The following is a 19,790-nucleotide window of genomic DNA, read 5'->3' as shown; positions in this document are numbered from 1 at the left end:
TCGCGTCCACTGCGACCGGGATCGCCCGGCTTTCCAGACAGTTCCGGCGCAATGCGCTGCCATTGCGCATCGTTCAACATCAATCGAATCAAGGCTGCCCTCCAGTTTTCAGCCTTGAATCAAATTTCCGATGATTTGGGAATCGTCCCAGCTACTATGATTGTAAACAGGCCTTAGGCGAGCTTCGACAGATCGAGCTGCTCCGACGGTCCAAGCCAGATCACATGATCGGTATGGTCCTTGATCTCATCGCCCGAGAGCGCATGGGCGAAGATGGTGAAGCCCCGGCGGTTGGCGATGAGCCACTGCATCACATCGGAGAATTGCTCCGGGCTGACGGTGAGCTGGCACGAGCCGCGCGGATGCGGACCGACCGCGCCGTCATGCAGGCGGCCCATCGGAAGACCGAAACGATCGCGCAAAGCCTCGCACAAGCGCTGGGCATCCGCCTTCTGCGGCGCATCATAATAGACATGGGCGTGATAGCCGGTGATCGTGGTCATGGATATGTTCTTCTCGCTGTATGAAAGATAAAGGCCGGGAATACCCGGCCTTGTCATTCGTCGGATCGCGGCACGATCAGTTGAAACGGACCTTCACGATCTCGTAGCTCTTGCCGCCGCCCGGTGTGGCGACCTCGACCGAATCGCCGGTGCGCTTGCCGATGATGGCGCGCGCGATCGGCGACGACACCGAGATCATGCCCTTCTTCACATCGGCCTCGAACTCGCCGACGATCTGATAGATCGACTTGTCCTCGGTATCCTCATCGACGAGGGTGACCTTGGCGCCGAACTTCACCGTGTCGCCCGACAGTTTGGAAATGTCGATCACCTCGGCGCGGCTGATCTTGTCCTCGAGCTCAGCGACCCGCGCCTCGGTCCAGCCCTGCTGCTCCTTGGCAGCATGGTATTCCGCATTCTCGGACAGATCGCCATGCGAGCGCGCTTCCTCGATGGCGCGGATGATGCGCGGTCGCTCCACCGACTTCAGGTGCTTGATCTCATCCATCATGGCGGCATGGCCTGCCGCAGTCATCGGAACCTTGTCCATGGCGTCTCAAATCCGTCAGTTCAACTCTTTCCGGCGGGGCCAGAAGCCGCGCCGGGTCAAATGCATCCGTGTGAGCGGAAACCCGTTCCCGATGGACGGCCGGTCAGGCGCCATCCCCTGGAACAGCCCACAAACATGGCTTAAGGCGGCCAGGAATTCAAGAGTCGCGTTAAGTTATTCTGCTGCCTGGCGAATTTCGGTTTCCTTGAAGGGCTCGGGAGGCCGGCGCATGGGCCCTTTGAGCTGCTTCAGGCCGGTCCCCATGAGGGCGCCGGCGAAGCTGTCTGCATCGGCCACGAAGAGATCGGGAAGGCTCGCCCAGGAGGCGAGCGGGTGGCGGTGGTGCACCCGATGCATGTTGTGGTTGAGGATGAAGGGCTTCACGAAGGCGGGCACCGAGAGATTGTTGGCTGCCGCCGGGTCATTGGGATCGGTGCCGTAGTGATAGGCATTGTCGTAGAAGGAGACGATCAGTCCGCGCGAGAAGAACAGCAGAACGAAGGGCGTGAGGTCGTCCCAGTTGCAATAGCATTGCAGCGCGATAAAGCCGACGCTCAACACCGCATCGAACTGGATGGTCTCAACCATGCGGCGGGTGAACATGTCTAGGATGGTGGCGACCGCCCGGTTCTGGGTGAAGGCCAGGATGACGCGCCTGACGCGCTTCCAGAAGAAGAACATCAGCGGCGCCAGCACCTCGGACATATAGAGGCCGCCAAGGATGCGGGCATAATAGGCGAGCCACCACAGGAGGAAATGACGCGTGTCTCGAGGCACGAGCTCGGTCGTGTCGAGCTCGCTCCGGTTGTAGCGGTGATGCGTCATATGCCCGACTTTGAGGATATGGAACGGGCAGCCGAAGAGGATGGCATGGACGCGGCCCAGCCAGTCATTGGCCTGGCGGTTGTGCAGAAGCTTGTAGTGGATGGCCTCGTGGATGAGGAGCCAGCTCATCACCGTCGCATAGCCATAGACCAGGAGATAGACGAAGAAGGCAAGGCCGCTCCAGGCCCAGATCATCGGCGTCAGAGCGAGGCCAGCCAGCTGGAACAGGATGGCGAAGGTCGAAAAGGCGATATTCTGTTTCTGCGGGAGATGGCGCAGCGAGGATTTGTCCATGCCGCCGCTCAATCTCGCGGCGAGCGGCGTCACGCTTCGCTCTCCTTCCCCGGACGGGGGCGAGATCGCGTTGGGGGACGGAGACTCTCTTCCAAATGCCATTCTTCGCTTATCCGCTGTGCAGCGAACCGTCCTTAACTACGCCCTTTGGATTCAAGAATGCCTAGTGAGCCCGATTCCCGGCCTGTCCAACCCCCATCCGGCCGGCATCAGGCATGATAATCTTGCAGCGGGCGTACGTCGAGGGTGCCGGCCTTCTGGGCGGCAATGGCCTTGGTGACCGCAAGGATACCGGGAAGGGTCGTGTAATGGGGAACCTTCTGCAACAGCGCCGTCTGGCGGATCGGCTTTGAATCGGATTCCGACGCCTTCGATTCCGTCGTGTTGAGCACGAGTTGGATCTCGCCATTCTTCAGGGCATCGACTACATTGGGCCGGCCCTCCAGCACCTTGTTGACCTTGGTGCAGTCGAGCCCCCTGGCCTCGAGGAAGCGCTGGGTGCCGCCCGTCGCGCAGATGCGGAAGCCGAGATCGATGAGCTTCTTGACGGCGGGCAGGATGCGCGTCTTGTCGGCGTCCTTGACCGAGATGAAGACGGTGCCGGCGAGCGGCACGCGCATGCCCGCACCAATCTGACTCTTGGCGAAGGCTATGTCGTAGCTCCTGTCGAGGCCCATGACCTCGCCGGTCGAGCGCATTTCCGGTCCGAGCAGAACATCGACGCCCGGGAAGCGGTTGAATGGAAAAACCGCTTCTTTCACAGCGACATGATTGAGTTTCTTGTGCTTGAGCTTGAAGCTGGCCAGAGTCTCGCCCGCCATCACCCTGGCGGCGATCTTGGCGACCGGCTCGCCGATGACCTTGGCGACGAAGGGCACGGTGCGCGAGGCCCGCGGATTGACCTCGAGGATGTAGACATCGTCGTCCTTGACGGCGAATTGCACATTCATGAGGCCCACGACCTTGAGCGCCAGAGCGAGCTGGCGCGCCTGCTTCTCGATCTCAGCTACGATCGAAGCCTTGAGGGAGTAGGGCGGCAGCGAGCAGGCGCTGTCGCCCGAATGGATGCCGGCTTCTTCGATATGTTCCATCACGCCGGCGATGAACACATCCTTGCCGTCGGCAATGGCATCGACATCGACCTCGATGGCGTTCGACAGATAGGAGTCGATCAGCACCGGGCTGTCGCCCGAGACGACGACGGCTTCCGCGATGTAGCGGCCGAGCTGCGCCTCGTCGCGCACGATCTCCATGGCGCGTCCGCCCAGCACATAAGATGGCCGGATGACGACCGGGAAGCCGATGGCCTTCGCGATCTTGCGCGCCTCCGCCGCCGAGCGCGCGATGCCGTTCTTGGGCTGGCGCAGTTTAAGCTTCCTGAGCAGCTTGGCGAAACGGTCGCGGTCCTCCGCGAGATCGATGGCGTCCGGCGTCGTGCCGAGGATGGGCACGCCCGCACTTTCCAGCGGATGGGCGAGATTGAGCGGCGTCTGGCCGCCGAACTGGACGATGACGCCCTTGAGAGTGCCGTTCGACTGCTCGGCCCAAATGATCTCGAGCACGTCCTCGGCGGTCAAGGGCTCGAAATAGAGCCGGTCGGACGTGTCATAGTCGGTCGACACGGTCTCGGGGTTACAGTTGACCATGATCGATTCATAGCCCGCATCATGCAGCGCGAAGCAGGCATGGCAACAGCAATAGTCGAATTCGATGCCCTGGCCGATGCGGTTGGGGCCGCCGCCCAGGATGATGACCTTCTCCTTGGCCGACGGGCGCGCCTCATTGCCGTCGTCCCCGGCAAGGCCCGTCTCGTAGGTCGAGTACATATAGGCGGTGGGGGAAGCGAATTCGGCGGCGCAGGTGTCGATGCGCTTGAAGACCGGCCTGACACCGAGCTTATGACGGTGGGCGCGTACTCTGTCCTCGCTTCCCCGGATGAGCTCGGCCAGGCGGCGGTCGGAGAAGCCCATGGCCTTGAGCGCGCGGAAGTTCACGGCGTCCCTGGGCAGACCCCTTTCGCGGATCTTCTCTTCCATCGTCACGATGTGGGCGATCTCGCGAATGAACCACGGATCGTATTTGCAGGCCGCATGGATCTGATCGACGGATGAGCCGAGCCGCAAAGCCTGCGCCACCTTGAGGATGCGGTCGGGCCTCGGTGCCGCAAGCGCGGCGCGAATGGCGTTCTTGTCGTCATCCTCGCCGATGCCGTCGATCTCGATCTCGTTCAGCCCGGTGAGGCCGGTTTCGAGGCCGCGCAAAGCCTTCTGCAGCGATTCCTGGAAGGTGCGGCCAATGGCCATCACCTCGCCGACCGATTTCATCGCGGTGGTGAGGGTGGGCTCGGCGCCGGGGAACTTCTCGAAAGCGAAACGCGGGATCTTGGTGACCACATAGTCGATGGTCGGTTCGAAAGAGGCAGGCGTGGCGCCACCGGTGATGTCGTTGGCGAGCTCGTCCAGCGTGTAGCCGACGGCAAGCCGCGCCGCGACCTTGGCGATGGGGAAGCCGGTTGCCTTCGAGGCGAGCGCCGAAGAGCGCGACACGCGCGGATTCATCTCGATGACGACGAGGCGGCCGTTCTCGGGATTGACCGCGAACTGCACATTGGAGCCGCCGGTCTCGACGCCGATCTCGCGCAAGACCGCGATCGAGGCGTTGCGCATGATCTGATATTCCTTGTCGGTCAGGGTCAGCGCCGGGGCGACGGTGATCGAATCGCCCGTATGCACGCCCATCGGATCGACATTCTCGATGGAGCAGATGATGATGCAATTGTCGTCGCGGTCGCGCACCACCTCCATCTCATATTCCTTCCAGCCGAGCACCGATTCCTCGATCAGCACTTCGGCGGTGGGGGAGGCGTCGAGCCCGCTCTCGACGATGTCGAAGAACTCCTCGCGGTTATAGGCAATGCCGCCGCCGGTTCCGCCCAAGGTGAAGGAGGGGCGGATGATGCAGGGCAGGCCGATCTCGAGCATGGCCTCGAAAGCCTCGACCAGCGCGCGGTTGCGGTAGCGTTTGAGGCGCTCGGGCTCGGTCGCGACCCAGTCGCGCTCATAGGCTTCGACATCGCCGCCTTGGGCTTTCAGCTTCTCGACCTCTTGGGCGAACTGCTCGCGATCTGCCTCCTTGAGGGCCGAGGCATTGGCCAGCATGGATCTGGGCGTTTCCAGGCCGATCTTCTTCATCGCCTCGCGAAACAGTTCGCGGTCCTCGGCCTTGTCGATCACATCGGCCTTAGCGCCGATCATCTCGACGCCGAATTTCTCCAGCACACCCATGCGGTTGAGGGAGAGCGCGGTGTTGAGCGCGGTCTGGCCGCCCATGGTCGGGAGCAGCGCGTCGGGGCGCTCCTTCTCGATGATGCGGGCGACGATCTCGGGCGTGATCGGCTCGATATAGGTGGCGTCCGCCAGGTCGGGATCGGTCATGATCGTGGCCGGGTTGGAATTGACCAGGACGACCCGATAGCCCTCGGCTTTTAGGGCCTTGCAGGCCTGGGTGCCGGAATAATCGAACTCACAGGCCTGGCCGATGATGATCGGTCCCGCCCCGATGATGAGGATGGATTTGATATCTGTACGTTTTGGCATGCGAGGGGGTTCCCTACACGGGGAATCCCGGGAAGCCAAGGGGATTCACCATCGCTGAAATGCCGCATCAGCGGCAGTTCGAACGACCATTTCTGGGAGATTACGGCGTGGCCGTCACGGGCTCGCCAGAGGCCGCGGCGACCGTCGCTTCGCGGTTGATGCATTTGATCTGGCGGAAGACCAGCGACTTGTCGGCGGTCCTGAGCCTTTCGAAGGTGAGAGCCTTGGCAAAGCCGTTGTCGCGGCACCACACGTCAGCCGAGGGCTTGCCGCAGCTCGTGCGGTCCGACATGCACAAGGCCACCGGCTTGCCGAAGACGGCCGGGTTGAAATAGGTGCGCGTCGCCGTATCGGCCTTGGCGATCGAGACGGACAAGGTCAGGGCGGCGGCGATCAGAACAAGGAAGCGGGGGAACATTTTCAATGACTCCAGCGTGACGCATTTGCCACAGCAGCGAAAAATAGACGCTGAATGGCGGCTTCATCCGTCGTTCATCGTTGACGAAATGGCCGCCACCCGGCGATGAATAGGGCGAGAGTGTTTGGGGGACGGCTCATGCTTTTGAAATCATTGATTGTTGCAGGAATCGTTGCGATTTTCGGTGTGGCTGTGGCGCTTTCTCCGGCTAAGGCCGAGAACGACCGCGGGCGCACCATTGCCGTCAAAACTTCCTCGGCGGCGGAGCCTCGCCCTACAGCGTCAACCCGCGCTTCAAGCGCCGGGAAATCGATTATTCCTCGAGCGAAGCGCCGGGTACGATCATCATAGAGACCCGCAAGCGTTTCCTCTATCTGGTTCTCGATGACGGCAGGGCGCTGCGCTACGGCATCGGCGTCGGCCGGTCGGGCTTTAGCTGGAAAGGGGTCGAAAACATCAGCCGCAAGGCCGAATGGCCCGACTGGCGCCCGCCCGCCGAAATGCTGAAGCGCCACCCTGACCTGCCGGACTTCGTTGAAGGTGGCCCCAACAATCCGCTGGGGGCACGGGCGCTCTATCTCGGCGCCACTGAATACCGCATTCATGGCACGGTTCAGCCCTGGACTATCGGCTATGCGACCTCATCGGGCTGCATCCGCCTCACCAATGACGATGTGATCGATCTCTATGGCCGCGCCAAGGTCGGCGCCAAGGTCATCGTGAACTGACCAGCGCCTTCTCCAGCACCGTGAACAGACGCTGTGAGCGCGACTGCGCCACGTTGAAGCGCATATAATTCCCCGCCGACCGGGTCGGGCTGAACACATTGCCCGGCGCCAGCACGATGTTCTCGGCCAAAGCGCGCCTTGCCACATCGGCCGAATCGAGGCCGCCCGGAAGCTTCATCCACAGGAACATGCCGCCCTTGGGCTCGAGCCAGGGCTCGAGGCCGAGCGCCTTCAGGCGTTCCAGGGTCTCGCCCATGGCCTGGGCGAGGCGCCGGTTCAGGCCCTCGACATGCTTGCGGTAGAAGCCGTCGCTCAGGACGGCGAAGACGAGCTCGGCCGCGAAAGGATCGCTGCCGAAGGAGGTGGCGAGCTTCATGTCGATGAGGCCGTCGATCCATTCGGGACGCGCGGCGATGAAGCCCGAGCGCAAGGCGGCGGACAGTGTCTTCGAGAAGCTGCCGATATGGATGACGCGCTCGAGCCCGTCGAAGGCGGCGAGGCGCTGGCCCGGCTCACGCTCGAAATCCATGAAGATGCCATCCTCGATGATGGTGAGGCCATGGGCCTCGGCGAGCTTGAGCAGGCGATGGGCTTGTGCCGGCGAGAGCGTGGCGCCGGTCGGGTTGTGAAGCGCGCAGTTGGTGATGTAGAGGCGCGGGCGATGCTCGGCCAGGACTTTCGCGAAGCTCTCCATCTCGGGGCCGGACGGCGTATAGGGGACGCTCACGATCCGCGCGCGATGGGCGCGCAGCATGGCAATGAAGTTGAAATAGCAGGGATCATCGACCAGCACGGTGTCGCCCGGCTCGATGAGCAAGCGGCAGATGAGATCGATCGCCTGGGTGCCGGAATCGGTCAGGAGGATCTGGTCGGGCGGGGCTTCGATGCCCTGCTCGGCGAGGCGCCGCGACAGGAACTGGCGCAAGGGGGCGAGGCCCCGGGGCTCGCCATAATCGGTGAGATAGGGTGTATGCCGGCGCCGCGCCAGAGCGCGCATGGCCCGGCGCAGCGCCTCCTGCGGCATCCATGACGAAGGCAGCCAGCCGCAGCCGGGCTTCAGCATCCTGTCGCCGGCCTCGAGCGACTGGCGCGACACCCAGAGCGGATCGATGGCGCGGTCGAGCTTCGGCCCGATCTCGGCCAAGGTGAGGGGCGGCAAGGGACCGGCGACGAAGAAGCCGGAGCCCCGGCGCGAGCCGATGGTGCCGTCCGCCACCAGCCGGTCATAGGCTTCGACCACGGTCGATTTGGAGACGCCCTGCGCCGCGGCGAAGCCGCGGATCGAGGGCAGCCTGGCGCCGGGCTTCAGGATGCGGGCGGCAATGCGGTCGCGGATCGCCTGGATGACCTGCTCGACGCGGGTTGGAGGCGCTGCGGCGGATGGATGGTGGTCCATCTGTATGGGTCCTGGTATCAGTACAGTTCGCCCCGATTGTACTCCTCTGTCTCTGGAGGTTCCAGGGCCGGCGCGCCAGAAGGAACCCATGGACAGAACCGCCATCGGCTGGATCAACGGATTTCTCGGCGTCGTCATCTTCTCGGGCTCGCTGCCGGCGACGCGCGCCGCCGTTGCCGATTTCGATCCAGTCTTCCTCACCGTGGCGCGCGCCTCGATCGCGGCACTGCTCGCCGTCCTCGTGCTCCTCCTCTTCCGTCAGCGGCGCCCGCAGCGTGCCGACATCGTGCCGCTCGTCATCGTGGCGCTCGGTGTCGTCGTCGGCTTTCCACTGTTGACGGCGCTGGCGCTGAAGCACATCACGGCGGCCCATTCGATCGTGTTCGTCGGCCTCCTGCCGCTGGCGACCGCGATCTTCGCGGTGCTGCGCGGCGGCGAACGGCCGAAGCCCGCTTTCTGGCTGTTCTCCGTGCTCGGCAGCGCGCTGGTGGTGGGCTTTGCCCTGGCGCAAGGCGTCACCGCAGCACCCCTCGGCGACATGCTGATGCTGGGCGCGATCATCGTCTGCGGCCTCGGCTATGCCGAAGGGGCGCGGCTCTCACGCAAGCTCGGCGGCTGGCAGGTGATCTGCTGGGCGCTGGTCATCGCGCTGCCGGTGATGGGCCTGATCATGGCCTATGCCTGGCCCTCAAGCTGGAGCGGCATCAGCGGGCCCGCCTGGATCGGCCTCGCCTATGTGTCGGTCTTCAGCATGCTGGTCGGCTTCTTCTTCTGGTATCACGGGCTGGCGCTGGGCGGCATCGCCACCGTCGGTCAGCTGCAGTTGCTGCAGCCGTTCTTCGGACTGATGCTGGCGGCGCTGCTGCTCAACGAGCAGGTGAGCGCCGCCATGTTCATCGTGACCTTGGGAATTGTCGCCTGCGTGGCGGGGGCCAAGAGATTCGCCTGATCAGGCGCCGAAGCAGCCGGACCCGGAGCACGGCTCGAGCGTTATCGGGTGACGCGCCGGCCAAGCCTGGTTCTTCGTCATCACGGTGATGTTCGCTTCCTTGACCTTGGCGCGCAAATAGGCGCGATTGTCACTCGCCAAGGCTCCGGCATTGAGCAGGAAGCCGGCCAGGAGCAGGGTTGCGACAGCGGTTCTCATGACGCCCTCTCAAAGGCACTAACAGTTGTCGCGAGTCTAATGCCACGGGGCTCTCGAACCCGGCCTGAATGGGCCGTTCATCTGGCGTTCATCTAGTGAATCAATTGTTTTAAAAGGGGATTTCTCGAATTCCATACCGGCCAGGCGCCAATATGCCGTTCGGATCCAGGGCCTTTTTGATCCTTCCGCAGGCCGTCCTGAACGGCACAATGGCTTGGCCCATATGGAAGTCGTGGAAGTCGACCGGCGAGCGGCCGACAAAGACGCCGCGGCGTGCCACCTCCTCGGCCATCTTGCGATAGCAGGCTTGTGCCCTCAGGCGTTCATCCTCGTCCTCGCGGTTGAAGCCAAGGACATGGAGGCCGCGGGCGAAGCGGGCCGAACAGACATTCATCACCGTGTAGTCGAGCCCGTGCTCTTGATAGATGCCGCGGCAGAGGCGCTGGAATTCATTGGCGATCCTGCCGATCATCGGCGTGCCGGGCAGGAACCAGCTGTTGCCGCCGCCCGGCCGCCATTTGAGCAGCCCCAATTCGCCGACGCCGGGCACGCCGGAAAAGGCATTGATGGCGATGGCGAGAGGTCCGATCTCGAGCGCCTCCTCATGTGGAATGTAGCGCGCCTTCCCCGACTGCCCGAAATGCGCGCGCACCCGCCCTATCATCGGCTCCATCGCGGCGTCATTGGCACCATAGAAGGCGCCGGAAACATTCCATGCACCGAGCCCGTGCTTCTTGCGCAAGGCGCGCCGGCCTTCATGCGAGATGGCGCGCTTGCCGCCGCTCTGGCGATATTCCGGGCTCTCGCCCTCGGTGCCGCACAGATAGAGATCATTGGTCACGCGGAAGAGCGTCGGCACGAAATTCGAGAGCTTGAGCGGCCGGCAGAGATCGACGATCTCCTCCAGATCGTCGTCGTTCTCGTAGACGAAGTGGAAGGAGCGGACGGCCGGCGGGCGCGGCAGAAGCCATATGCCCATGCGGGTGACGATGCCGTAATTCGATTGCGCGAACAGGCCGTCGAGAATCGGACCGAACGAATATTTCGACGTATGCCAGTTGGAGACGTCGGCGCTGTCGAGCGCGCCGTCGCCGGTGCGCAGGATGTCGCCATTCGCCATCACCACTTCCATGCCGCAGGCGAAGCCGAAATGATCGAAGTAGGGACCGTAGCCCGCTCCCTTGTCGAGCGCATTGCCGAGCATGCCGCCTTCCGGCGGGCCCGAGGTCACGTCGAGCATGAGCTTGTTGCCGCGGCGAACCAGCTCGTCATACATCGCCTGATAGGTGACGCCCGGTTCGACGACCGCATAGGCCAGCGTCTCGTTGATCTCGAGGATACGGTTCATCCGGTGGCCGAGATCGATCACGACCTGTCCGGGCTCATTGGGGGAGCGGCTGCCGAGCCCGATATTATTGCCGGTGCTGACCGGATAGAGCGGAACCAGATGGGCGTTCGCCGCGCGCACGATCGCCTGAACATCGCCGGTCGAGCCCGGATAAAGAACCGCCGCGGGAAGGATGTCGCCGCCCGGCAATGTGTTCTCGCCATAGCGCCTGAGCGTCTCCGCGCTTCGGTTGATGTTGGCTTCGCCGAGCTCGGCTGCGATTTCAGCGAGAAATGCCTTCAGACGGGAAGGGCGGTCATCCATGGCTGCCTCCTGATACGGCCCGCGACGGACGAGTCCTAAATGATTGCACGGACATGAGTCTTATCCGGCAGTGCAAGCCGAGTTATCTCGAGGCGCACTGGCCCCGCCGTCACGCTTGCGATAGATTGCCCGTCATGACGACCCAAACCTTATGGTCGACAGGGGATACCGAACCCCGTTTGCGCTTTTCCTACTGGCGCGATGCCGTGTGCCAGGCGATCCTCAATGTCGATGCCGAACGCCGCGGGTCGGAGAGCTTCGAGGCGCGCATTTCGAGCTTTGCCGGTGGCATGACGAAAGTGGCGCGCTTCGCCTCCCAGCCGCACCGGATCGTGCGCAATCGCGGCCATGTCCTGCGCTCGGGTGAGGGCGGCTATCTGGTGAGCTGGCAGGAATCAGGCCGGAGCCGGATCGTCCAGGGCGAAGCTTCGGTGCTCCTCGAAGCGGGAGACATCGGCATCGTCGATGTCGAAAGGTCCTTCCAGGTCGATTTTCCCACCCCGGTGAGCCGCACGCTGATGCTGATTCCAAGGCGCATGCTGGAGGAAAGGGCGCCGTGGCTCAGAAGATCGCTGCCGATCAAGGCGGGTGGTGAAAGCATCTTCGCCGAGCTCGCGGGCGCCCATCTCGCCCAATTATGTACGGGCTCTGTCATACACTCCGCCGCCGATCTCCTGGTCGAGAATATCTGCAATCTCCTGGCGCTCAGCACGATACCGGCCTCATTCCAGCGTGAAACCTGCGAATTGCCGACCGAGACGCTGTTGACCTTCCTGCGTCGCAACCTGCATCGGCCGGAATTGTCGCCGCCGATGGCGGCGGCGCATCTGCGCATATCGGTGCGCACGCTGCATCTGCGCTTCCAGCGCATGGGCACGACCTTCGGCGCCTGGGTGCTGGCCGAGCGGCTCGAGGCCTGCCGCGGCGCGCTCGACAACGGAATGTTGAACCGGCAGAGCATTTCCGAGATCGCCTTCGACTGGGGTTTCCGCGAGCTCTCGCATTTCAGCAGGGTCTTCAAGGCGCGCTATGGGATCTCGCCGCGCGACTATCGTGCCGCCAGGCGCGGCGATGGATGGCCGGGTCAAGCCCAGCCATGAAATTCGATACGACTTGCGCCAGGCGCAAGACCGAACATTGACCTCCGCACCGACGACATGGCTCATGAAGAACAAAAAAATGTCGTGAGAGGAAACGTTTGGAGGGCTCATCGTGAAATTCGGGATGTTTTACCCCGTCGCCGTCGCATCGGAGGCGGAGCTCGGCGCCGGCCTTTGGGGCCTCGACCGGGGACGCTATGCCAACACGATCGACGATCTGCGCGAGCAGGCGATCTGCGCCGACGAGACCGGCTGGACATCGATGATGTTCGCCGAGCATCATTTCGAGATCGAGGGGTACCATGTGACCCCCAATCCGCTGATGCTCAACATCTATCTCGCCCAGCACACCAAACGATTGCGGCAGGGCCAGATGGGGCTGGTGCTGCCGAACTGGAACCCCTTGCGGCTCGCCGAAGACATCGCCATGGCCGACCATCTGACCGGCGGGCGTCTCGATATCGGCTTGAGCCGCGGCTATCAGCCAAGATCGGTCGGCGTCATGGGCCAGCATTTCAGGGCCAATGCCGCGGGCACCGGCAAGGCCGAGACGGAGGCCCTTAACCGGCGCATCGTCGAGGAGTGGTTCGAAGTGATGCGCCGGTCCTGGACCGAGGACCTGTGGGACTTCGAAGGCGAATTCATCTCCGTGCCGCCGCGCGGGCTCGAATGGAAGCATCCGATTACGGCGAAACTCAATGCCGGGGTCGCGGAAGGCGCGCTCAAGCAGGTGGCGACGGTGCCCAAGCCGCGGCAGACGCCGCACCCGCCGCTCTTCACCACGCTGACGCAAAGCCCGGAGACGCTCAACTGGTCGGCCAGGATCGGCAGCTCGGTCGTCACCTTGGCCGCCAATCTCGACATCGTGCGCTGGGTATTCCAGGCCTATAGCGACGAAGCTGCCAAGCACGGACGCAAGCTGCGCTTCGGCGAATACTCGCCCAAGGGTGGCGTCGTGCTGTGCCGCAACCTCGCCGTCGGACGCACGCATGAGGAGGCGATGGAGACGGCGCGGCAGGGCTCGGCCTTCTGGACCCATTGGCTGGGCGAGTTCGGCTTCTTCGAGGCGTTGCGCATGAAGGGCCAGGAAGGGCCGGTGCCCAAGACCTTCGAGCAGATGATCGAAAGCGGCTTCCAGATCGTCGGCACGCCCGACAAGGTCGGCGAGGAAATCCAGCGGTTGAAGGAGGAGCTCAACGTCGAATATATGATCTTCGTCATGTATGGCGGGATCACGGAGCAAAAGCGCATGCTCGAGTCCATCAGGCTCTTCGGCGAGAAGGTCATTCCCCAATTCCCGGACGCGGTAGCGGGCAGGGCATAGGGTGCTCACATGGCGCGGGAGGGAGAAATCCGTTCGGTCGCCAGGGCTCTCGACCTCCTCGACATGATGCAGCGGCGGGCGCCCGCCGGAATCCGTGCCCATGAGGCGGCGGAGAAACTCGGCGTCGACCCCGCGACCGTCTCGCGCCTCCTGGCGACGCTCATCGCGCACAACTATGCCAGCCGCCTGCCCAATCGCCACTATACGCTCGGCACGCGCTCGCTGCGCCTCGCGTCCGCCTGGATCGACCGGCTGATCCAGATCGCAGCACCGCCCATGGCGCGGGTCGCCGACAGCTGCGGCGAGACGGTCTATCTCGTCCAGCTCGTCGGATCGGAGGCGGTCACGCTGGCGCGCCTCGCCAGTAACCGGCGCGCGATGATCGCCGTCGAGATCGGGCCGAGCTATCCGCTGTGGGCCTCGGCCGCCGGGCGGGCCTTGCTCAGCAGCGTGCCTCCCGTGCAGCGGCCGCTTCTGTTGCCGAATGAGCCTTATCCCGCCTTCACGGAGCGGACCAAGACCCGCTGGAAGGAGCTCGCGGGCGCGCTGCGGCAGGCGCAGGACGAGGGGCTCCATGTCGAGGACGGCGAACTCGATCCGCAGCTCAGCTGCTTCGCCACGCCGCTGCTCGACCAGCACCGCGAGGAGAAGCTCGCCATCGCGGTGAGCTTCGAAAGCCTGAGGCCCGAACGCGACCGGCAGATGATCCGCAAGGCCTTGCGGCGCGAATGGCGTGGGCTCGCTCATCAGATATGAGAAATCCCGCAACTTTGCGCCTGATGCGCCGACCGGCTTTGACGGCACTGCCGGATCGTTCGATGAGGAGGTCATGACGCAAGTCGCCGGCCATATCGAAGAAAGCTTCCGCACCGCCATGCGGACCTTCGCGGGAACCGTCTCGGTCATCACCACATGCGGGCCTGAGGGCGAATGGCGCGGCATGGCGGCGACAGCGGTCACTTCGGTTTCGATGGCGCCGCCGACCTGCCTCATCTGCGTCAATCGTGAAGCGACGCTCCATCCCGCTCTCATCACCTCGAGGCGGTTCTGCATCAACGCCATGCATCACGATCACCATGCGCTCATCGGGAGCTTCGCCAGCTCGCATCTGCGCGACAGCCGGTTCCTGTCGGGCCAGTGGCGCGTGGATGGCGCCGGCGTGCCGTTCCTCGAAGACGCCCAGTCCAACATCTTCTGTGAAATGTTCGATCGGCATCCCATCGGAACCCATGACGTCGTCTTCGGGCGCGTCGTCGAAGTCAAGGTGCGGCCCGACCACGATCCCTTGCTCTATGGCGACGGCGCCTATTACCGCCTGGCAAAGCACTGATTGCGCCGGCGGACAAGCCGGAATGCGCCGCGAGGCAGGAACCCACGAACGAAGCCGCTTATCCTGCGCCTCATGCAGACATCATTCACGGACGACCAGCTGCGCGATCCTGAGATCGCCGAAGCGAATGGAATTCTCAAGACCTGCGTGCATTACGGGTTTTGCACGAATGCATGCCCGACCTATGTGCTGACGCGTGACGAGAATGAATCGCCGCGCGGGCGCATCGACCTGATCCGCGCCATGCTCGAGAAGGGAGGCGCGCCCGATCCCCGGACGGTCCGCCATATCGACTCGTGCCTTTCCTGCCTGTCCTGCATGTCGACCTGCGCGGTCAAGGTCGATTACGCGCATCTCGTCGACCGGGCGCGGGCGCATATCGAGCGCCATCACCGGCGATCGGCAGCCGAGCGGCTGATGCGCGCCGGACTCGCCCAAATCCTGACGCGGCCGCGGCTCTTCAATCTCTCGCTGACCCTCGCACGCGCCGCGAAGCCGGTTCGGCGCGTGTTGCCGGCAGCGCTCAAGGCGCTTCTCGACAGAGTGCCCGCGACAACCCGGCCCGGCATATTGGGGGCGCGCGTTCATCCGGCCCATGGCGCAAGGCGCCGGCGCGTCGCCCTGCTGGCGGGATGCGCGCAGCAGGCCCTCAACGGCAACATCAATGCGGCCAGCATCAGGTTGCTGCAGCGCCAGGGCGCGGAGGTGGTGGTCGCGGACGGGGCCCGATGCTGCGGCTCGCTCTCCCTGCATATGGGCCGTGAAGAGGAAGCCAAGAAGCTCGCGCGCGCCAATATCCTCGCCTGGCTTCGCGAGCAGGAGCATGCAGGCCTCGATGCGATCATCGTCAATGCCTCGGGCTGCGGCACCACGGTCAAGGATTACGGGCATCTCTTCGCGCACGACGCCGAAATGCAGGGGCCGGCACAAACGATCGCCGCGCTGGCGCGCGATATCAGCGAGGAACTGGCCTCTTCGGGTCTTCCTGTCGTCGAAGGCAAGGGCGCCTATCGCGTCGCCTATCACGATCCCTGCTCGATGCAGCATGGCCAGAAAGTGACACGCGAGCCCAGAGCCTTGCTGCGGGCGGCGGGATTCGAGGTGCTCGATATCCCGGAGAAGCATTTCTGCTGCGGCTCCGCCGGCACCTATAATCTCCTGCAGCCGGAGACCGCCGCGATTCTCGGCGAGAGGAAGGTCCGGCATATTCACAGCACCGATCCCGACATGATCGCCACCGGCAACATCGGCTGCATGGTGCAGATTGCCGGGTATTCCAGCCTGCCCGTGCTGCACACGGTCGAGCTCCTCGACTGGGCGAGCGGAGGGCCCGTTCCCCTGGCGCTGGCATCCATGACGCTTCGGCAACCTGCGAAAAACGACTCTCCGGCGCCCGACACCAACGGCATCTGGTAGCCGGGATAAAAAAAGCCCCCATGAGGGGGCTTAGTTGAGCGGCTCGTTCGAGGGGATCGGGGGGACAGTGAGCCGCTGGGGAGGAGGGTTCCGGAAAGCAGCAACGCTGTCTGCGAGAGGGGCGGGTGTTAGACCGCGCAACCGCTTCCCGGAATTGGGGAATTCGCTATTTGAGACGTCGGAAGACCACGGCGATCGCGTCTGTCAGCTGGGCTGCAGGGGCCGGGTGTTTGGGCATTTCGTCCTCCAAGTGAGTCTCCTAACTTACGACCCAGAATAGTGGAGGACGCCGTAATCGACCCTGAACAGGCCGTTCATCTTGCGTTTAGCTTTTCCGACGCTGCGTCAGCTTCGGCCTGCAACCTGAATACGGGGCTGGTCCGTAATGAGGGACATGGCTATTGTGCTGACATTCATGCCTATTGCTGTGGGGATCATGGACAGCGAACTCAGGCAATTGCTCGCCCAGGTAGCTGAGGCCGACAGAGCCGCCTTTGGCCGGCTCTACGACCTCGTCTCGGGCCGGCTCTTCGGGGTCATCGGACGCATCCTGCCGCGTGCCGAGCTCGCCGAAGATGCGCTTCAGGAAACTTTCGTACGCATCTGGCAAAGGGCCAAATCCTATGACGAGACGATCGCCAGCCCCATGGCCTGGATGGCGACGATCGCGCGCAACCAAGCCATCGACCTGAGACGCCGCTCGGCCGAGAAGCTGTCGGCCGCTTCCAGCGAGATCGACGAATCGATCGCCGACTCGGCACCCGACCCCGAGGCGCTCGCCGGACAGGCGGGCGAGCTCCGGCAGCTCAAGGACTGCCTGCAGCGCCTGCCGGACGAAAGGCAGCAAATGGTCCTGCTCGCTTATCGCCAGGGTTTTACGCGCGAGGAATTGGCCGAGCGCTTCAAGCGGCCGGTCACCACCGTCAAGACGTTGCTGAGGCGCAGCCTCATCGCCCTCAAGGAGTGTCTCGATGGCGCTCGATGAAACCCTCGAGGAGATGGCGGGCGAATATGTGCTGGGCACGCTCTCGGCCAACGAACGCCTGGAAGCGCAGACGCTCCTGTCGCAGAACAGCGACTTCGCCTCGGCCGTCGATCAGTGGACCGAACGCCTAGCTCCGTTGCTGCTCGCGGTCCCGGGCGTCGCACCGCCGCCGGCCTTGCGCCAACGCATCCTTGCCAGCATCGGCTCGGCCGCTTCCTCCGACAATGTCGTGGATCTCACGCGGCGCGTCTCCTTCTGGCGCGGCGTGTCGCTCGCGGCCTCCGCCATTGCCGCGGCCCTGGCGCTCTTCATCCTGTTCAAGCCGGCCCCGCTGCAGGCGCCCGGCAATTATGTCGCCGTGCTGCAGCCGGAAGGGCCGGGACCGGCCTTCGTCGCCGCGATCGACCTCAAGGACGGCACGATCAGCGTGAAGCGGCTGGGCAGCCAGGCGGAAGCCGGCAAGACCTACGAATTGTGGGCGGTCGGCGGCGGGCGCGCCGCGCCGCAATCGCTCGGCGTCATCGATGCGAGCCTCAAGATCCCGACCGAATATCTCGGCAAGGTCGACCCGGCGACGCTCGGCGAGACGGTCTTCGCCATCAGCCTCGAGCCGCAGGGCGGCTCGCCCACCGGTGCGCCGACCGGACCCGTCCTCTATACGGGCAAGCTTGTCGCCACCGAGTGAAGTTGTTCACGATTCCGGAAACCCTGCAATTCGCAATCCTTGCAGGAACGGCGCCAGCAAGGTTTCGTTCGCATAGGGCGAGAAGGCCGCGATATCGCTGATCGAAAGGTCAGGCTTGAGCCTTTGAGCGAGGTTGGCTTCCTCCTGCGCTCTGCGTATTTGACCTGCCATTGCATAAGCCGCCGCCAGACTGGCCGGAATAAAGAATCTCTCGGGTGGCATATTTTGGAAAGCGTTGATCGCCTCTTCGTATCGTTTCAAGTCGAACAGCGCGCATCCACGAACATCCCAATACCAGACTGGCGGATAGGGATCCCTCAGCATCGCTGCATCCAGAATCTCCAGAGCCTCCTCGGGTCTTCCGCCATATCTCAGCCAGTTTGCGTGGTCGGTCATGATTCCGACATCCGCAGGATTGAGCCGCCGGGCACGTTCGAAATGCATGCCCGCCAGACGATGCTGCTTGCTGTGTAGCAGAACAAAGCCCATGGCCTGATGGCTCAGTGCGTCGCTGCTGTCGAGTGAAAGCGCCCGCTGTGCGCGTTTCTGTGCGTTCTCCAGTGTTTCCGCCTTGCCGTCGAACCAATAGCACCCGACAAGCGCTATCGCACACCACGCATGGGCCGGTGCGAAGTCCGGATCCATCTCTATGGCGCGCAGGAAGAAGGGCAGGGCTTCTTCCTCTCTATATTGCCAGGCGAATTCCCGGCCCCGCAAGAAATAGTCATAGGACGCCCATTGCGATGTCGGCTTTCTTTGCGTTTGCTTCGCACCGGCTGCCGCCGCACGGCCTTCCACCGTAGATGCGATTGTCGTCACCACCTGATCCTGAAGCGAAAAGACATCCTGAAGGGCGCAGTCGAAGCGTTCTGCCCAAAGGTGGCTTCCGCTCGTTGCGTCGATGAGCTGCGCGTTGATGCGAAGGCGGTCGCCGATCTTCCTGAGGCTGCCTTCCACGATATAGCGGACACCGAGCCTACGCCGCACTTCGGCGAGATCGACTGCCAAGCCCCGGAATCGGAAGGCCGAGTTCCGGGCTATGACGCGAATGGAATGAAAGCGTGAAAGCTCGGTGATGATGTCTTCGCTGATGCCGTCGCTCAAATATTGCTGGTCCGGCTCGCCGCCGATATTCGTGAAAGGCAGGATCACGACCGAAGGTATTTCGTCGTCGGCCGCTTTCGTGTCTTCCTCGGCGACTGGGCCGTCCTGCGAGATGTGGAAAGCCCGCAGCGGCTTGGCGATGTTCTTGAGCGATATTTCACCCAGATCCTCGAATTTGAGCGCGAGCTTTCCACGAATCTCCTTGTGGACCTTGGCGGAAATACAAATGCCACCCGATCTTGCTATCCCTTCAAGGCGCGCGGCGATGTTCACGCCGTCGCCCTGCCGGTCGTCACCGTCGATGATCACGTCGCCAAGATTGATGCCGATCCGAAGATCGATGCGGGCCTCGCTTGCCCGCTCGGTGTTGCGCAGAAGCATGTCCTGCTGCAAGGCGACAGCGCATTCGACGGCATCGGCCACGCTTGCGAATTCGGCAAGGAAGCCGTCGCCCATGAGCTTGAAGATATGCCCCCGAAACTCCCTGACCTTAGGTTCAATGAGGTCCCTGCGATCGGCCTTCAGGCGCTCAAACGTTCCTGCTTCGTCCCTTTGCATCAGGGCCGAATAGCCGACAACATCAGCGGCGAGGATGGTTATGAGCCGGCGTTCCATCATTGTGCCCGAAGTGCCGTAAGTATTGCATAAACTCACCCCCAAGACAGCTGATGATTGCCGATGCAAACCGGTCGCGACGGCGAGGAACGTCTGCTAGTCTCCGGCTCCCAATCGGAGGGT

Annotated in this window: 17 protein-coding genes and 1 pseudogene; 9 read left to right on the top strand and 9 right to left on the bottom strand. The window is 63.3% G+C overall.

The window, feature by feature from the left end; translation table 11 throughout:
- Positions 1-173: 173 nt before the first annotated feature.
- The 5 genes from DS839_RS10985 to DS839_RS10965 form a co-directional block, all read right to left on the bottom strand.
- Entirely contained in the window at positions 174-503 is a 330-nt protein-coding gene (locus DS839_RS10985; protein ID WP_119270379.1) for a DOPA 4,5-dioxygenase family protein, read from the bottom strand.
- Positions 504-579: 76 nt separating this feature from the next.
- Positions 580-1,053 (bottom strand): transcription elongation factor GreA, encoded by a 474-nt coding sequence (gene greA, locus DS839_RS10980; protein WP_119270338.1) that lies wholly within the window; start codon positions 1,051-1,053, stop codon positions 580-582.
- A 174-nt stretch (positions 1,054-1,227) separates the two neighbouring features.
- Positions 1,228-2,205: a fatty acid desaturase family protein gene (locus DS839_RS10975; protein WP_162918441.1), complete on the bottom strand. Its 978-nt coding sequence runs from the start codon at positions 2,203-2,205 to the stop codon at positions 1,228-1,230.
- 176 nt (positions 2,206-2,381) lie between these two features.
- Positions 2,382-5,768 carry a carbamoyl-phosphate synthase large subunit gene (gene carB, locus DS839_RS10970; RefSeq protein ID WP_119270336.1) on the bottom strand — a complete coding sequence of 1,129 codons (3,387 nt, stop codon included), beginning with the start codon at positions 5,766-5,768 and terminating at the stop codon, positions 2,382-2,384.
- Between the two features lie 100 nt (positions 5,769-5,868).
- On the bottom strand, positions 5,869-6,186 hold the full coding sequence (locus tag DS839_RS10965) for a hypothetical protein (RefSeq protein ID WP_119270335.1): 318 nt from the start codon (positions 6,184-6,186) through the stop codon (positions 5,869-5,871).
- Positions 6,187-6,497: 311 nt separating this feature from the next.
- On the opposite strand from DS839_RS10965, the pseudogene DS839_RS10960 reads away from it, so the two are divergent.
- A pseudogene (locus DS839_RS10960) lies at positions 6,498-6,914 on the top strand (L,D-transpeptidase); the annotation flags it as partial.
- Here the strand turns inward: DS839_RS10960 and DS839_RS10955 are convergent.
- Positions 6,901-8,310: an aminotransferase-like domain-containing protein gene (locus DS839_RS10955; protein WP_119270333.1), complete on the bottom strand. Its 1,410-nt coding sequence runs from the start codon at positions 8,308-8,310 to the stop codon at positions 6,901-6,903. The pseudogene DS839_RS10960 and the gene DS839_RS10955 overlap by 14 nt on opposite strands.
- Before the next feature lie 88 nt (positions 8,311-8,398).
- Here DS839_RS10955 and DS839_RS10950 point away from each other — a divergent pair, with 88 nt between their 5' ends.
- Entirely contained in the window at positions 8,399-9,259 is an 861-nt protein-coding gene (locus tag DS839_RS10950) for a DMT family transporter (protein WP_119270332.1), read from the top strand.
- Here the strand turns inward: DS839_RS10950 and DS839_RS10945 are convergent, their stop codons facing one another.
- Both DS839_RS10945 and DS839_RS10940 read right to left on the bottom strand, forming a co-directional pair.
- The gene (locus DS839_RS10945; RefSeq protein WP_119270331.1) at positions 9,260-9,457 is read right to left on the bottom strand and encodes a hypothetical protein; all 198 of its coding nucleotides are present in this window, start codon (positions 9,455-9,457) and stop codon (positions 9,260-9,262) included.
- Between the two features lie 109 nt (positions 9,458-9,566).
- Positions 9,567-11,108 carry an FAD-binding oxidoreductase gene (locus tag DS839_RS10940; protein WP_119270330.1) on the bottom strand — a complete coding sequence of 514 codons (1,542 nt, stop codon included), beginning with the start codon at positions 11,106-11,108 and terminating at the stop codon, positions 9,567-9,569.
- Positions 11,109-11,242: 134 nt separating this feature from the next.
- On the opposite strand from DS839_RS10940, the gene DS839_RS36395 reads away from it, so the two are divergent.
- The 7 genes from DS839_RS36395 to DS839_RS10900 all read left to right on the top strand — a co-directional run bounded on the left by DS839_RS36395 (position 11,243) and on the right by DS839_RS10900 (position 17,948).
- The gene (locus DS839_RS36395; protein WP_162918440.1) at positions 11,243-12,208 is read left to right on the top strand and encodes a helix-turn-helix domain-containing protein; all 966 of its coding nucleotides are present in this window, start codon (positions 11,243-11,245) and stop codon (positions 12,206-12,208) included.
- A 124-nt stretch (positions 12,209-12,332) separates the two neighbouring features.
- Positions 12,333-13,532, top strand: a complete 1,200-nt coding sequence (locus DS839_RS10925) for an LLM class flavin-dependent oxidoreductase (RefSeq protein ID WP_119270329.1) — start codon at positions 12,333-12,335, stop codon at positions 13,530-13,532.
- A 9-nt stretch (positions 13,533-13,541) separates the two neighbouring features.
- Positions 13,542-14,288 carry an IclR family transcriptional regulator gene (locus tag DS839_RS10920; RefSeq protein WP_119270328.1) on the top strand — a complete coding sequence of 249 codons (747 nt, stop codon included), beginning with the start codon at positions 13,542-13,544 and terminating at the stop codon, positions 14,286-14,288.
- Between the two features lie 73 nt (positions 14,289-14,361).
- A complete protein-coding gene (locus DS839_RS10915) occupies positions 14,362-14,862 on the top strand; it encodes a flavin reductase family protein (RefSeq protein WP_162918439.1) in 501 nt (166 codons plus the stop codon).
- A gap of 72 nt (positions 14,863-14,934) precedes the next feature.
- Entirely contained in the window at positions 14,935-16,278 is a 1,344-nt protein-coding gene (glcF, locus tag DS839_RS10910) for a glycolate oxidase subunit GlcF (RefSeq protein ID WP_119270326.1), read from the top strand.
- Between the two features lie 436 nt (positions 16,279-16,714).
- Positions 16,715-17,263 (top strand): sigma-70 family RNA polymerase sigma factor, encoded by a 549-nt coding sequence (locus DS839_RS10905; RefSeq protein ID WP_368911479.1) that lies wholly within the window; start codon positions 16,715-16,717, stop codon positions 17,261-17,263.
- Complete coding sequence (locus tag DS839_RS10900) at positions 17,250-17,948, top strand: anti-sigma factor (protein ID WP_119270324.1); 699 nt, start codon at positions 17,250-17,252, stop codon at positions 17,946-17,948. Before DS839_RS10905 ends, DS839_RS10900 begins: the two co-directional genes overlap by 14 nt.
- Positions 17,949-17,954: 6 nt before the next feature.
- On the opposite strand, the gene DS839_RS10895 is transcribed toward DS839_RS10900, so the two are convergent.
- Positions 17,955-19,667, bottom strand: a complete 1,713-nt coding sequence (locus tag DS839_RS10895) for an adenylate/guanylate cyclase domain-containing protein (protein WP_162918438.1) — start codon at positions 19,665-19,667, stop codon at positions 17,955-17,957.
- Positions 19,668-19,790: the final 123 nt, after the last annotated feature.

This window comes from Taklimakanibacter deserti (genome assembly GCA_003574785.1).
The sequence above is the reverse complement of the archived record's forward strand: the minus strand, read 5'-3'. Positions and strand labels throughout refer to the sequence as shown.